The organism is Cellulosimicrobium sp. So1_17 (genome assembly GCF_055181235.1).
Window position 1 is genome coordinate 1,615,338 of record NZ_CM143702.1, and the last position, 15,043, is coordinate 1,630,380.

General features: G+C 76.6%; 10 protein-coding genes. 5 read left to right on the plus strand and 5 right to left on the minus strand.

Translation table 11 applies throughout. The features are described 5' to 3' along the window. Positions 1 to 145 precede the first annotated feature (145 nt). Positions 146 to 412, plus strand: a complete 267-nt coding sequence (locus ACZCLJ_RS07200) for a mycoredoxin (RefSeq protein WP_251153152.1) — start codon at positions 146 to 148, stop codon at positions 410 to 412. Positions 413 to 786: 374 nt separating this feature from the next. Here the strand turns inward: ACZCLJ_RS07200 and ACZCLJ_RS07205 are convergent, their stop codons facing one another. Then, positions 787 to 1,866 (minus strand): NAD(+) diphosphatase, encoded by a 1,080-nt coding sequence (locus tag ACZCLJ_RS07205; protein WP_463105964.1) that lies wholly within the window; start codon positions 1,864 to 1,866, stop codon positions 787 to 789. A 110-nt stretch (positions 1,867 to 1,976) separates the two neighbouring features. Here ACZCLJ_RS07205 and ACZCLJ_RS07210 point away from each other — a divergent pair, with 110 nt between their 5' ends. Beyond that, positions 1,977 to 2,900, plus strand: coding sequence for a phosphotransferase (locus ACZCLJ_RS07210; protein ID WP_251153150.1), 924 nt, complete (start codon positions 1,977 to 1,979; stop codon positions 2,898 to 2,900). 44 nt (positions 2,901 to 2,944) lie between these two features. Here the strand turns inward: ACZCLJ_RS07210 and ACZCLJ_RS07215 are convergent, their stop codons facing one another. The 3 genes from ACZCLJ_RS07215 to ACZCLJ_RS07225 form a co-directional block, all read right to left on the minus strand. Continuing rightward, a complete protein-coding gene (locus tag ACZCLJ_RS07215; RefSeq protein WP_463105965.1) occupies positions 2,945 to 6,571 on the minus strand; it encodes a UvrD-helicase domain-containing protein in 3,627 nt (1,208 codons plus the stop codon). Continuing rightward, on the minus strand, positions 6,568 to 9,972 hold the full coding sequence (locus ACZCLJ_RS07220; RefSeq protein WP_463105966.1) for an ATP-dependent helicase: 3,405 nt from the start codon (positions 9,970 to 9,972) through the stop codon (positions 6,568 to 6,570). The genes ACZCLJ_RS07215 and ACZCLJ_RS07220 overlap by 4 nt, the downstream gene beginning before the upstream one ends. A gap of 72 nt (positions 9,973 to 10,044) precedes the next feature. Next, a complete protein-coding gene (locus ACZCLJ_RS07225) occupies positions 10,045 to 11,115 on the minus strand; it encodes a DUF3152 domain-containing protein (RefSeq protein ID WP_463105967.1) in 1,071 nt (356 codons plus the stop codon). 67 nt (positions 11,116 to 11,182) lie between these two features. Here ACZCLJ_RS07225 and ACZCLJ_RS07230 point away from each other — a divergent pair, with 67 nt between their 5' ends. Together ACZCLJ_RS07230 and ACZCLJ_RS07235 are read left to right on the plus strand one after the other, a co-directional pair. Beyond that, complete coding sequence (locus ACZCLJ_RS07230; protein ID WP_251153146.1) at positions 11,183 to 11,881, plus strand: TetR/AcrR family transcriptional regulator; 699 nt, start codon at positions 11,183 to 11,185, stop codon at positions 11,879 to 11,881. 90 nt (positions 11,882 to 11,971) lie between these two features. Further along, complete coding sequence (locus ACZCLJ_RS07235; protein WP_251153145.1) at positions 11,972 to 12,196, plus strand: DUF3107 domain-containing protein; 225 nt, start codon at positions 11,972 to 11,974, stop codon at positions 12,194 to 12,196. Positions 12,197 to 12,292: 96 nt separating this feature from the next. Here ACZCLJ_RS07235 and ACZCLJ_RS07240 read toward each other — a convergent pair whose 3' ends face one another. Continuing rightward, positions 12,293 to 12,991, minus strand: a complete 699-nt coding sequence (locus tag ACZCLJ_RS07240; RefSeq protein ID WP_251153144.1) for a ferritin-like fold-containing protein — start codon at positions 12,989 to 12,991, stop codon at positions 12,293 to 12,295. Positions 12,992 to 13,306: 315 nt separating this feature from the next. Here ACZCLJ_RS07240 and ACZCLJ_RS07245 point away from each other — a divergent pair, with 315 nt between their 5' ends. Next, a complete protein-coding gene (locus tag ACZCLJ_RS07245) occupies positions 13,307 to 15,010 on the plus strand; it encodes a DEAD/DEAH box helicase (RefSeq protein ID WP_463105968.1) in 1,704 nt (567 codons plus the stop codon). Positions 15,011 to 15,043: the final 33 nt, after the last annotated feature.

Sequence of the window (15,043 nt, forward strand, 5' to 3'; positions counted from 1 at the left end):
CTGTGGACCGCGCCGACCCCGCACCGTGACGACATCGGTGCTCGTCGGGAACAACGGCACCTCGGCCGGACGTTCACCCCGAGGTGCCCGGGCCGCGACCGCTGCCGGGGCGCCGTCCTGCACGCCGACCCGAGGAGATCCTGCGATGCCCACCGCCCCGACCACGCCCGACGCCGGCTCGATCGTCATGTACTCGACGAGCTGGTGCGGCTACTGCCGCCGGCTCAAGACGCAGCTCGAGTCCGAGGGCATCGGGTACACCGAGGTGAACATCGAGGAGCACCCCGAGACCGCCGCGTACGTCGAGCAGGTCAACGACGGCAACCGCACGGTCCCCACCGTCGTCTTCCCCGACGGCACGGCTGCCACGAACCCGTCGCTGGCCGAGGTCAAGCAGCGCCTCGCCGCCTGACGCGTCCCGCAGGCCCACCCCGCGAACCGGCCCCGAACCGGCCCCGAACCGGAGCTCCCGCCCGCGTCACCACGGGCCTCCGTGGCCGGACCGGGGTACTACCTGGCGGGACCGGGGTACTACCTCGCGGGACCGGGGTACTACCTGGCGGGACCGGGGTACCACCTCACGGGACCGGGGTACTACCTCACGGGACCGGGGTACTACCTCACGCGACCGGGGTACTACCTCGTGCAGACGGTGAGCCGACGGACGGGTCGTGGGTCGTGGACGGGTCAGTCGTGGACGGGTCAGTCGTGGACGGCCCGACGGAGGGGCCGGGAGTCGGCGATCGTCGAGCGGCCGGGCGGTAGACCCCGACCCCGCCCGCGAACTCAGGCGCCGGGCAGCTCGGCCCCGAACCAGTCCTCGATGAGAGCCCGCGCGATCGACGCGCGTCCGGGCAGGAGCACCTCTCCGGAGCGCACGTCGCGCTCGAGCTCGGCCCGCGTGAACCACCGGGCGTCGGTCAGCTCGACGCCGTCGACGTGCAGGGCGGCCGTGGTCGCCCGCGCGAAGAACCCGAGCATGAGCGACGCCGGGTACGGCCACGGCTGGCTCCCGCGATAGGTCACCTCGCCGACCTCGACGCCGGCCTCCTCGCGGACCTCGCGACGGACCGCGTTCTCGAGCGACTCGCCGGGCTCGACATAGCCCGCGAGCGTGGAGAACCTTCGCTCCGGCCAGTGCGCCGCGTGACCGAGGAGCAGCCGCTCGTCACCGTCGACCCCGTCACCGGTGCCGTCCCTCCGGTCGGCGCCGTCGCCCCGGTGGACCACCGCCATGATCACGGCCGGGTCCGTGCGCGGGTAGAGCTCGGTGCCCTGCGCGACGCAGCGACGGGTCCAACCGGCGTTCTCGAGCGTCGTCGGCTCGCCGCAGCGGGGGCACCGCTCGTGCGCGGCGTGCCAGGCGGCGAGCGCGACGGCCTCCGTCGCGAGCGCGGCCTGCGTCGCGTCGAGCCGGGTCGACAGCTCGCGCAACCCGGACCAGGTGTGCGTGCGGGCCAGCACCGCGAGGGCCTCGGCGGGGTCGACCCCTTCGATGTCGACCTCCTCGGCGTCGGCGTCGTCGGGCAGGACGAGAGCGAGGTACGACGTCGGCGCGTCCGCCCCCGGCTCTGCCCTCCCCGCTGCGTCGCCCGCCGGTTCGCCCTCGCCGAGGAAGAGCCAGCGGGGACGCTCGCCGCCGTGGGTCGCGGGGACACCGACGACCGCGCCGCCCGGGAGCAGTGCGAGGGCGCCGTCGACCGCGGTGGCGAGCCGTCCGCGGTGGACGAGGAGGACGCGCGTGGCGGGCTCGTTCACGAGCCGTTCGACGAGGCCGGCCTCGGTGCGCCGGTGGGCCGCGCGGTCGACGGGTGCCGCGTCGAGCGGCTGGGGCAGAGGGCGGTACGGCGGGTGCTCGGTGCTCACTCCCCGACCGTAGGCCACCGCTGCGGTCGCCCGTGCCCGCCGTCGTCGGTACGGGTGCCGGTCGGCGTGGGTCGAGGTCCGCGCGGGCGACGAGCGACTACCGTGGGCGGGTGCCTCGTTCACCGCTGACCCTCGCCGCCCTCGCGACGGCGGCCGTCCCGGGCCTGGACGCACGGTCCGCCCGGGCCGTCGCCGACCCGGGCGACTACGACACGGCGGTGGTCACCGACGCGGACGGCGCCCGGTGGACCGTGCGTGCGCCGCGCAGCCTCCAGGCGGGGGCCGCGCTCGAGGCCGAGTCCGAGCTCCTCGCGTCGCTCCGTCACTACGTCACCTCGGGGGTGCTGTCGTTCACGGTGCCGCACATCAGCGGGACCGCCGTCCTGCCGGAGGGCGGGCGCGCCGTCGTCCACCCCGCGGTGGAGGGCGCTCCTCTCGACGTCGAGTCGCTGCGGCCCGGACCGGGCCTCGCAGCCGATCTCGGTCGGGTCGTCGCGTCCGTCCACGAGCTGCCGCGCGCGATCGTCGACGACGCCGGGCTGCCGGGGTACGACGCCGAGGAGTACCGGCAGCGCCGGATGTCCGAGCTCGACGAGGCCGCCGCGACGGGTCAGGTACCGCCGGCGCTCCTGCGGCGGTGGGAGTCCGCTCTCGAGGACGTGTCGCTGTGGCGCTTCCAGCCGGTCGTCGTGCACGGGGACCTCGGGCCGGACCAGGTGCTCGTCGCGCGCGGCCGGGTGGCCGCGGTGACGGGGTGGTCGGACGCGCGCGTCGCCGACCCCGCGGACGACCTGGCCTGGCTGCTCGTCTCGGCCCCACCGGAGGCGATCGACTCGATCATGGAGGCGTACCAGCTGCGGCGCACGGAGCTGACGGACAAGCACCTCGCGGACCGCGCGCTGCTCGTGGGAGAGCTCGCGCTCGCCCGCTGGCTCCTGCACGGGGTGCGGCACGGGCTGGACGACGTCGTCGCGGACGCGCTCGACATGCTGGCCGACCTCGAGGACGCGACACGCGAGGGCTCCTCGGACTGAGTCGGCCGGTCGCAGGACGGCCGCGCAGGAAGGCTCAGGCCCTCTCACCCCCGCAGGAGCGCCTCGATCTGCGCCTCGTCGAGGAGCCGCTCAGGCCGCACCGTCTCGTCGGACCCGACGTGGTAGAACGCCGCGTTCACCTTCTCGAGCGGGAGACCGGCCCAGCGCGACCACGCGAGCCGGTACACCGCGAGCTGGACCTCGCGGTTCCGGCGCGCCTGCGGGTCCGACGGCGCCCGTCCGGTCTTCCAGTCGACGACCACGACGGCGTCCGTCGCTCCCCCGGCGAGCTCGGGCAGCTCGGGGAAGACCGCGTCGATGCGCGAGCGCAGGACCGTCGCACCCACCGGCGTCTCGACGTCGACCTCGACGGCGATCGGCGTGCGCGCAGCCCACGACGACGCGAGGAACGTGCGCTGGAGCGACTCGAGGTCCTGGTCCGGGTCGAGGTCCGTGTCGTCCGCGCCGGGGAGGTCCTCGACGTCGAGCAGCGACGCGCTCGTGAAGTACCGCTCGGCCCAGAGGTGGAACTGCGTGCCCCGCCGCGCGTGCACGGTCGGTTCGCTCGGCACGGGTCGGCGCAGGTGCAGGGCGAACTCGTCGCGGTCGCTCGCGAGCCGCACGAGGGCCGACGCCGAGACGTGCGCGGGCAGCGCGACGTCCCTCCCGGCGCGGTCCTCCCGCTCGGCGAGCAGGACGCGCGCGAGACCGACGAGGTCACGACCGTCCTCGTCGACGAGCACGCCCTCCGCGGCGGTCAGCGCGTCGGCCGGCGAGATCCGGTCGGCGTCGGCCCCGGATGCTCCGGCAGGTGAGACGCCGCCGCCCGCCGTGCCGCCGCCCGCCGTGCCGCCGCCCGCCGTGCCGCCTGGCGCCGGATCGCCGGCCGCTGCGCGGGCGCGGCGTCGCGACGCCTCCTCGACCCTCTCGGCAGTCGCCCGCAGGACGGCCCGGGCCGAGCCCGGCGCGGCGTCGTCGGACGCCGGCCAGGTCGCGGTGACCTCGACGCCCTCGAGCGGGTTCGTCGCTCCCGGCTCGGGCGCGACCGCCCACCCGTCCGCCCCGACGGCGCCCGCCTCGGCGAGCTCCAGGAGGAACGGGGACAGCGCTCGAGGCGTCGATCCCGTCTGCCACCAGGACGCCGAGAGGAAGAGCTCCCGCCGCGCGCGCGTGAGCGCGACGTAGGCGAGGCGGCGCTCCTCGGCGAGCTGGTGCTCGCCGGACGCCGCGCGGAACTCGTCACGCCGGACGACGAGGTCCTTGGTGTCCGTCGCGAGGTCGTACCGGAACTGCGGGAGGTCGGCCGCATCACCGCGCAGGGGGTACGGGAGCTGCGACACGTCCGTGAGCCAGCCGCTGTCGGCGCGCGTGCCCGACGCCGACTGCGCGACCGTCGGGAACACCCCGTCGACGAGCCCCGGCACCGCGACGACGTCCCACTCCAGCCCCTTCGCGGCGTGCGCGGTGATGACCTGCACGGCGTCGGGGTCCGGCTCGCGCACCGGCAGGTCCAGTCCGTTCTCGCGCGACGCCGCGACGCCGAGCCAGGCGAGGAACGCGCCGAGCGTCGCGACGTCGGCCGTCTGCGCGAAGGTCGCCGCGACGTCGCGGAACGCGTCGAGGTGCTCGCGGGCGCGGTCGCTCACCGCGTCGGGGTCGGTCAGCCGCCGGGTGGCGTGGAGCGCCGCCGTCGTCGAGGCCTCGACGTCGAGACCCAGCGCGCGCTCCGCCTCGACGACGAGCTCCGGCAGCGAGAGGTAGGTCAGGGAGCGCAGGGAGCGCAGCGTCGCGGCGAGCGCGCCGAGCCGGGCGTGGGCGGCGTCACCGAGCACGCGGCCGTCACCCGCCGCGCGACCGGGCGCGGGAAGGTCGTCGAGCGCGTCGACGATCGAGCGGTGGTCGACCACGTCGCCCTCGACCACGGCCGGTGCGGTCCCGCCGTCCGCCCCCTCGATCCCCTCGGTCCCCACCTGCCCGTCCGCGACGTGCGCGGGACCGGCGCCGGCGCGCGGTCGGCGCCCGGGACCACCGTCCTGCCGGGCGAGGTCGGCGGCGCGCGAGCCGAGCGCGTGCAGGTCGGCGGCGCCCAGGTTGACCCGCGGGCCGGTGAGGAGACGGACGAGCGCGTCGCCGCGCGAGGGGTCGTGCACAGCCTCGAGGAGCGTCACGACGTCGACGACCTCCGGCGTCGTCAGGAGGCCGCCGAGGCCGACGACCTCGACGGGCAGACCTCGACGACGCAGCGCGACCTCGACGGTCGCGAACTGGCTGCGCTTGCGGCACAGCACGGCCGCCGTCACCCGGCCGCCCGGCGCGCTCGCCGGACGCCACCGCGCCGCGACGAGGTCGGCGACGGCGGCCGCCTCCTCCTCCGCCGTCGCGGCGACGTGCGCGGTCACCGACCCGCCGCCGGCACCGGGCCGCAGGGACAGCGGCGGGACCGTCACCGCGGAGCCCGACCCGGCTGCGCCTGCGACGCGCAGCGGCGCCGAGACGACGTTCGCCGCGTCGAGCACCGCGGCATCGTTGCGCCACGACGTCGAGAGGAAGCGCACGGCCGCGCGACCGCCGTCGGCGTGGCGGAACCTCTCCGGGAAGCGCGCGAGCCCACCCGCGCTCGCACCCCGCCAGCCGTAGATGGACTGGTGCGGGTCACCGACCGCCGTCACCGCGTGGCCGCCGCCGAACAGCCCCGCGAGCAGCTCCACCTGGGCGTGCGACGTGTCCTGGTACTCGTCCAGCAGGACCACGCGGTACCGCGCGCGCTCCGTCGTGCCGACGACCGGCACCTCGCGCGCGAGCCGTGCCGCGAGCGCCACCTGGTCACCGAAGTCGAGCGAGTCGGTGGCCCGCTTGCGGCGCCGGTACTCGGCGACGACGTCGAGGAGCCGGACGCGCTCGGCGACGTCCCCGACGAGCTTGACGACCTCCTTGGTCCGCGCCTTCTGCCGCGGGCCGAGCGGCAGCCCGTCGAGCGTCTCGACGATCTCCGCGAGGCGGTCGCGCGCGTCGTGCGGCTCGAGCAGGTGCTCGCCGAGCGCGCCGGAGAGCCCGAGCACGGCGGCGACGACGGTGCTCACGGCGCGGTCGGTACCGAGGTCGTCGTCCCAGCTCTCGACGACCTCGGACGCGAGCTGCCACTGCTGCGCCTCGCCGAGGAGGCGCGCACCGGGCTCGACGCCCACGCGCAGCCCGTGGTCGGCGACGAGCGACGCCGCGTAGGCGTTGTACGTCGCGACGGTCGGCCGGTCGAGGAGCGTGAGCGCCGACGTCGTGCCGCCGCGTGCCCGCGCGAGCTGCGCGAGGCGCGTCTGGACGCGCTCGGCGAGCTCGCCCGCGGCCTTGCGCGTGAAGGTGAGGCCGAGGACCGCGTCGGGCGCCACGAGGTCGTTGGCGATGAGCCACACGACGCGGGCCGCCATGGTCTCGGTCTTCCCGGACCCGGCGCCCGCGACCACCAGCGCCGGCTCGAGCGGTGCCTCGATGACCTCGACCTGCTCGGGCGTCGGCCGCGGTCGTCCGAGCAGGTCCGCGATCTCGGTCGCGGAGATCGCCTGCACGGCCGTCCTCGACGCGACGCTCCCGTCCTGCGCGTCGCCGGTGGGCGCCCCGCCGACGAGCCGGACGCGGGGGCGCGACTCCTCCGGGAGCTCGAAGAGCTCGCTGCTCATGCCACCACCTTCCTGCCCTCGGGCTGCACCGGGCACGACCGGCGGACCGGGCACATCTCGCACAGCCCGTTCTGCCGTGCCGTGAACGTCGCGGACGCCATCGCGTCGGCCGCGCCCTCGACGACGTCGCGCGCCCAGCTCGAGCCGTCGGGCTCCGGGTCGAGCGCCGGCTGCGCGACGACCGCCGGGCCGACGTGCGTGCTGCCGACGTAGACGAGCTGCGCCCCCGCGCTGCGCGTGCCGTCCGGGAGGTCGAGCGCCCCCGCCTCGACGGCGAGCTGGTACGCACCCAGCTGGGGGTGCTCCGCGCCCTCGGCCTTCGTCGCGGTGCGGCGCCCCGTCTTGAGGTCGACGACGCGCACCTTCCCCTCCCCGGCGTCCTCGACCCGGTCGATCGTGCCGCGCAGGTGCGCCCTGCCGACCGTCACGTCGAACGTCGGCTCGACGAGGAGCGGCTCGCCCGCCTCCGCGAGGTACGCCGCGAGCTTGATCACCATGCGGTCGGCACGCCGCCGCAGCTGCCGCGACGGCCAGCCGTCGGGGAGCGCGAGCTCGGGCCAGCGGCGGTCGAGCTCGGCCCGCAGGTCGGCGAGGGATCCCGAGGGCGAGGTCTCGGCGATCGAGTGGACGAGCGTGCCGAGGTTCTGGTGCGCGGCGTCCGGTGCCGTGCCACCGGCTGCCTCGAGCGACCAGCGCAATGCGCACGTCGTGACGGTCTCGACCTTCGACGGCGACACGGTGACCGTCTCGTCGTCGGCCCGCAGCGGGGCGGTGCTCGACACGCCCGCCACGCCGTACCAGCTCTCGGGCCGCGCCTCCGGCACGCCGACCGCGACGAGGTCGGCGAGCAGCGTCGCGGCAGCCTCCGCCCCGGGCCGCGCGTCGGCGGTGCGCCCGGAGAGGAGGCCGGGGCCGGGCTCCGCGGGACCGGACGCCGCCTCGTCCGCGACGAGCACCGCCCGGGCGGCCGCGACGACGCCCCGCAGGTCGAGCGGCGCACCCACCTGCACGCGGCGGCGCGCGCCGTCGACGGCGGCGCGGCCACCGGGCGTGCGAGGGTGCGACCCACCGCCCGCACCGCTGCCGTCCGGGTCGTCGTCGGGCCCGTCGCCGGGATCGTCGCCGGGCTCGGACGGCGGGACGACGAGGTCGCAGAACACCGACGGCGCGTCCTCGCTGTCCTCGACCGCGGTGACCACGAGGCGCCGCGACGCGCGCGACGTCGCGACGACGAACGCCCGGAGCTCGTCGGCGAGCACCTGCGCGCGCGCCTGCGGTCCGACGCCGCGGGCGTCGTCGGACCGTCCCGCGAGCAGCTCGACCAGTGCCTGCGACCCGAGCAGCGAGTCACGCAGCCGCAGGTCGGGCCACACGCCGTCCTGCACGCCGGCGACCACGACGACGTCCCACTCCCCGCCCGCCGCGCCCGCCGGGGTCAGCGCCGCGACGGAGTCCGTCCCGCTCGCCCGCGCGGCGAGGGAGTCGGCGGGGAGGTCCTGGGACGCCAGGTACTCGACGAACGCGGCGACGGGAGCGCCCGGCATGCGGTCGACGAACGTCTCCGCCGCACGGAAGAGCGCGAGCACGGCGTCGAGGTCCCGGTCCGCGCGCGCACCGGCCGGACCACCGTCGAGGGCCGCGGAGCGCCAGCGCTCCGCGAGCCCCGTCGCCGCCCACACGGACCACAGCACGGTCTGCGCGCTCGCCCCGGGCTCTCCCGCGGCGGCACGCCCCGCGGCGAGGGCCCGCGCCACCGCGACCGGACCACGGCGGACGGTCGGGGGGAGGGTCGCGGCGCGGGCCGGGTCCTCGAGGACCTCCACGAGCAGGGCGTCGGACGTCCGCCCCCCTCCCCCGGCGAGCTCCTCGGCGCGCAGGGCACGGCGCAGACGGCGCAACGAGACGACGTCCAGGCTGCCGAGCGGCGAGGTGAGCAGGAGCGACGCGGTCGCCGGGTCGAGCTCCGGCACGGCGTCGTCCGCCGGGGCGACGCACGCGCGCACCGCGGCGAGCAGCGGGGCGACCGCCGGCTCGTCGCGCAGCGGTACGTCCGAGCCGAGCAGCGTGACCGGGACCGAGGCGGCGACGAGCTCTCGGCGCAGCGCCGCGAGCCGACCACCGGTCCGCGCCACGACCGCCATGCGGCCCCACGGTGTCCCGTGGAGCAGGTGCTCGGCGCGCAGCTCGCGCGCGACGTACGCCGCCTCCTGCGCGGCACCGGAGAGGACGGCGACCTCGACGGCCGGCCGGCCGGCCGTCGCACCCGGAGCGGGGGCCGGGCCTGCGTCGGCCTCTGGCCTCGGCGCCGCACCGCGGTGCACCGCCCCGGAGAGGGTCCCGACCTGGGCCGCGACCCGGCGCGTCACCGCGCGCAGCGCGTCCGGCTGCCGCCAGGCCGTCCCGAGGACGGCGACGCGCGCCCCGAGCTCGCCCCGCCTCCCCGCTCCACCGCGCAGCGGGGCGGACGCGCGCCCGACGAGGCCGGGGCTCGCACCGCGGAAGCCCTGCACCGCGGAGTCGGGGTCGGCGAGCAGGACGAGGCGCGCGCCGTCCTCGTGCAGCACGTGCAGGAGTCGGGCGGTCGCGACCGTGGCCTCCTGGTAGTCGTCGACGACGACGAGGTCCCACCCCGGTCGCGGTGCGTCCGGCACCTCGTCGTCCCACGCGCGCAGGGCCTCGGCCGCCTCGTCGACGACGACGGCCGGGTCGAGCCGAGCGCCGACGTCCGGCGTCCCCCCACGCAGCGCCGTGACGTCGAGGTACTCGGCGTAGAGCTGCGCCCCGAGCACCCACTCGGGACGCTCGTGCCGGCGCCCGAGCTCGCCCAGGTCCGCCGGCGTGAGGCCGCGCTCCGCCGCGCGCATGAGCAGGTCGCGCAGCTCCTGGCGCAGGCCGCGCAGACCGAGCACCTCCTCTGGCAGGCCGTCCGGCAGCTCGAGCGGAGCGCCCTCGCCCGCGACGTGACCGTCGAGGAGCTCGGCCAGAACGAGGTCCTGCTCCGGTCCCGAGACCAGCGTGGGCGTCGGCTCGCCGAGCGCGGCCGCGCGCTCCCGCAGGACCGCGAACGCGGCCGACGCCGCCGTACGGACCATCGGTGCTCCCACGGTGCGCCGTGCCCGCTCGGACAGCCGGTCCCGCACGGACGCCGCGGCCCTGCGGGACGCCGCGAGGAGGAGCACCCGCTCGGGCGCGACGCCCTGGTCGAGCGCGGCGAGCACGACCTCCTGCGCGACGAGCGTCTTTCCCGTCCCCGGTCCCCCGACGACCAGCGTCGCCCCGGGTCCGGACGCGGCCGCGACCGCCGCGCGCTGGGAGTCGTCGAGGACGACGGGAGCGGCGTCGAGGCCGAGATCGGACGCGACGAGGCGGGGTCGGCGGGGCTGCGCGCTGGTCCGGAGCACGACGAGATCCCATCACGAGCCACCGACACCCGGAGCGGTCCTGGGCCGGCGAGCCTCGTGCCCGCGCGCACGCTACGGCGAGGGCCAGCCGTTCGGCACGCAACCCTCGGTCGAGATCGACTGCTGCACCATGACCGGGGCGACGGCGCCCGGCGCCGGGCACGGCTCGTGCCCGTGGCCCAGCACGTGGCCGACCTCGTGGTTCACGAGGTACTGGCGGTAGGTCGCGACGTCGTCGCCGAAGTCCGCGGCACCGTGCACCCAGCGGTCGAAGTTGAGGACCGCGACGCCCGTGAGGGAGTTGCCGCACGAGTACCGGCCCTCCGTCTGCAGCGGCGCGCACATCCGGTCCGTGGTGGCCGGGCTCGCGAGCACGACCCGGATCGACGCGTCGTCGGCGGCGGTGCGGGAGAACGTCACGCCGTCCGTCGCGCCCCAGCCGCGCGGGTCGTTGAGCGTCGCCAGCACCGCCTCGGCGAGGACGTCGCCGTCGAGCGGGAGGCCGAGCTCGGCCTCGACGCGCACGGAGCGGACCGTGCCCGGACCCGGTGCCGGGACCTCGCCCGGGACGACGACCAGCGTCCCGCCGAGGTCGGGGACGACGTCCTTCCCCGTGAGGCCCGAGCCGGGCTCCGGGACCGGGACCGCCGACGCGGTCGGCACGAGCGGGGTCGGCGTCGGCGGGACCTCCGGGGCGGCGGGCACCCGGACCGGCGGGGTCGGGGAGGAGGCGAGGGGCGCGAGCGGGGCGAGCGTCCCGGGAGGCGGCGGCGTCGGCAGGGCCACCGGGCCGGGCGCGTCCGTCGCACGAGGTGCGTCGGGTGTGCCGAGCACCGCCCGCGCCTCTCCCGAACGGCTCACCGCGTCCGGCGCGCGGTCGGGGACCTGACCGGTGCCGTCCCCTGCCAGGGCCGCGCTCACCACGGGCGCCGACGCCGTCGGGACCGACCCACCGGGCACGTCCCACACCTCCGCCGTCGCCACGCCCGCGCCGAAACCCACGCCGAGGCACGCGAGGACCGCGACGACCGGGCGCGGACGACTACCGCGCACGCGGTCGGGGTGACGCACCACCGGGGCGTCGGCCGCACCGCCGTCCACGACAGGGGGCTGGGGGTCGGTCGAGGTGTCGGGGTCGGGCACGCGGCCATCGTCCCACTCCTCGTCGCCCCGGGTCGACCGCTCGCGGTTCGCCCGTATCCTCGGGCCCATGACGGGTGGTCCGGGACGCAAGGGCGGGGCCCTTCCCGCGGCGCGCACGCGCATGCCCCGGACGCAGCGGCACGCCCAGCTCCTGTCGATCGGCGAGGACCTCTTCGCGACCCACGGCTACCACCACATCTCGATGGACGACATCGCCGACCGCGCAGGCGTCGGCAAGCCGGTGCTGTACCGGCACTTCCCGTCCAAGCTCGACCTGTACCTCGCGATCGTCGACGAGCAGGGCGACCGGCTCGTCCGGGCCGTGCACACGACGCTCGACCCGTTCCGCGACGCCGCACCCGGGAACGCTCCCGGCGACGCGGACGCCCTCGCGGTCGACGGGCTCGCCGTGATCGAGGGCATCGTGCGGGCCTACGTGGCGTACGCGCACACCGCCGGCCGCTCGTCCGCGCTGCTGTTCGAGTCCGACGTCATGCGCGACCCGGTGGTGCGCGCGCGCGTGCTCGCGCCGGACGCGCACATCTCCCAGGCCTTCGCGGACGTGCTCGTCCGCATCACCGAGCTCGACCCGCCGGAGGCGCTCGTCGTCGCGCGGACCTGCACGGCCGTGGGCCGTGCGGCCGCGACCGAGGCGGTGCGGGCCGACGGCGCGGCGAGCGCCGACGACGTCACGCGCCTCGTCCCGCGCCTCGTGTGGCGCGGCGTGCACGGGATGCTGCGCCGCACACGGCCCGAGGGAATCTGACTACTATCGTTCGCGTTGTCGCCGGTGGGTCACCCACCGGCGGCCTGCCGTCGACCAGCCGCGTGCGCGCGGCCGCTGTGAGGAGAACACGTGGAAGTCACCATCGGTGTGCAGAACCTGGCCCGTGAGCTCGTCGTCGACACCGACCTGTCCGCGGAGGACGTCGCGAAGGCGGTCTCGGACGCCCTGGGCGGAGCGCCCGCGCTGGAGCTCACGGACTCCCGGGGGCGCCGCGTGATCGTCCCGACCGTGTCCCTGGGATACGTCGAGATCGGCACGGAGGAGCAGCGCCGGGTGGGCTTCGGGTCGCTCTGACCTCACCGCCCGCGAGCAGCGTGAGCGGCCCGGTCGTCCCCGTCCGCGGGAGGCGCCCGGGCCGTCCTGCGTCCGGGCACGGCGCGCGGTGGCGGGTCAGGCGGCGAGCCCGAGCCGGTCCATGCGGCGGGTGTGCTCCGCGGTGAGCCGTGAGAAGACCCAGGACTGCGTCGTCGCGGTCGGCGACGCGGCCGCCTCCTCGCGGTTCACCTCGGCGACGAGGCGGTCGAGCGCGGGGTGGCGCGCGAGCACGACACCGACGACGCCCAGCGCCTCCCCGACGATGCGGCGGCCCCACAGGGCGAGCCGGGCCGCGAGCACCGGGTCCGCCGTCGCGGCCTCCGCGATGACGGACGCCGAGCGGTCCGCCCGGGCGCCCTGCGTGAGCGAGCCCACGACGACGTCCCGCGAGCGGTCGTCGAGGCCGCCCGCGGCGAGGAGGCAGAAGTCGTCCGCGACCCCCTGGCCGACGTAGCCCTTGAGGATGCCCTCCCACCACGTGCTCGGGCGCGTGCGCTCGTCGAAGTCGTCGAACAGGCCGTCGAACGACGCCATGCACGTCTCCGGGTCGCCCCCGAGCTCCGCGACGCGGCCCAGCACGGACTCCTGCCGCTCGAGCAGCTCGGCGGCCATGCGCGACAGCGCCTGGCGCTGGCGCAGGGTCGGGGCGTGCGCCGCGTCGCCGGCGAGCCGGCCGAAGCTCGAGAGCTCGGTGTAGGCGACGAGCCCGAGGAGCTCGAGCGCGTCCTGGGACGCGCCGGTCGTCGGTCCGGTGGGCTGGTCGACGTCGATCATCCCGCCAGGATAGTGGCGGTCGCCGGTGCCGGAGCGCCGCGGGGCGGCCGTCCGATACCATGGGCGGGTACATCGGTTGCCCGGTCGTCCTGACCTCACGCGCCCGTCCCGGCCCCGGCCGGCACGAAGGGCGACGCCCGTCCTCGTGCGACGACGGCGGTACGGGTCCGCTCCCGCGGACCCGCGCCACGAATTCCACGATCGGCTGCCGGCCACGAAGCGCGTACGACCACGTCCGGGTCACCCGGCGGAGGAGCCGGTTCCCGACGCTCCCCGACGAAGCGGTCGCGCGCGCCGGAAGAGACAGAGGCACCAGTGACCACCACAGACGCGACCACCACGGACGCCACCCCCGACGTGAGCGCCGACGCGCGCGCCGTCGCCGCGAGCGTGCAGTCCGACAACACGTCCTTCGCCGACTTCGGCGTCCGCCCGGAGATCGTCACGGCGCTCGCCGACGCGGGCATCACCCACCCCTTCCCCATCCAGGCGATGACCCTGCCCGTGGCGATGTCGGGCCACGACATCATCGGGCAGGCCAAGACCGGGACCGGCAAGACCCTCGGCTTCGGCGTGCCGCTCCTGCACCGCGTCGTCGCGCCGGGCGAGCCCGGCTTCGACGAGCTCCCCTCCCCCGGCAAGCCGCAGGCGCTCGTCGTCGTCCCGACGCGCGAGCTCGCCGTCCAGGTCGCCAAGGACCTCGAGACGGCGTCGCGCCTGCGCAGCGTGCGCGTCCTGCAGGTGTACGGCGGGCGCGCGTACGAGCCGCAGGTCGAGGCGCTGCAGCGCGGCGTCGAGGTCGTGGTCGGGACGCCCGGCCGCATGATCGACCTCATGAACCAGGGGCACCTCAACCTCACGCGGGCCAACACCGTCGTGCTCGACGAGGCCGACGAGATGCTGGACCTCGGGTTCCTGCCCGACGTCGAGAAGCTCCTGGCGCGGACCCCCGCGCAGCGCCACACCATGCTCTTCTCGGCGACCATGCCGGGCGCGGTCGTCTCGATGGCCCGCCGCTACATGAAGCAGCCGACGCACATCCGCGCGATCGAGGCGGACGACGACGGTCGCCAGACCGTCAAGAACATCGCCCAGGTCGTCTACCGGGCGCACGCGCTCGACAAGGTCGAGGTCCTCGCGCGGATCCTGCAGGCGCAGGGGCGCGGGCGGACGATCGTCTTCGCGCGCACCAAGCGCACGGCAGCCAAGGTCGCGGACGACCTCGCGGAGCGCGGCTTCGCCTCCGGCGCGATCCACGGCGACCTCGGCCAGGGCGCGCGCGAGCAGGCGCTGCGCGCGTTCCGCAACGGCAAGATCGACGTGCTCGTCGCGACCGACGTCGCGGCCCGCGGCATCGACGTCGAGGACGTCACGCACGTCGTGAACTACCAGTGCCCTGAGGACGAGAAGACGTACCTGCACCGCACCGGCCGCACCGGCCGCGCGGGCAACACGGGCACCGCGGTGACGTTCGTCGACTGGGACGACATGCCGCGCTGGGGTCTCATCGACAAGGCGCTCGGCCTCGGTATCCCGGAGCCCGTCGAGACGTACTCGACGTCGCCGCACCTCTACACGGACCTGTCGATCCCCGAGGGCACGAAGGGGCGCCTCCCGAAGGAGCAGCGCACCCTCGCAGGCCTCGACGCCGAGGAGCTCGAGGACCTCGGCGAGACCGGCAAGCGCCACACCCCGGCGCGCCCCGCCCGGGGGGGGCAGGGAGGCGGCGACCGGGCCGGCCGCGACGGGCGCGGGCAGGGCGGTCGAGGTGGCCGTGAGCACGGACGCGAGCAGGGACGTGACGGCGGCCGCGGCGGCGACTCCGGTCGCCGCCAGGGCGGCGAGGCCGGAGGCCAGGGCGAGCGCACCGCGGACGAGCGCGCCACGACCGCGGGCGAGACGCCCGGTGGGTCGGCCGAGGGCGGCGAGCGCCGTCGTCGGTCCCGCAGCCGCCGCCGCACGCGGGGCGGCCAGCCGGTCGAGCGCTCCGAGCAGGGGGGCGCTCCCGCCGCCGAGTAGCACGCGCCCGAGCCCCGGCTCGCTCCCCGACCT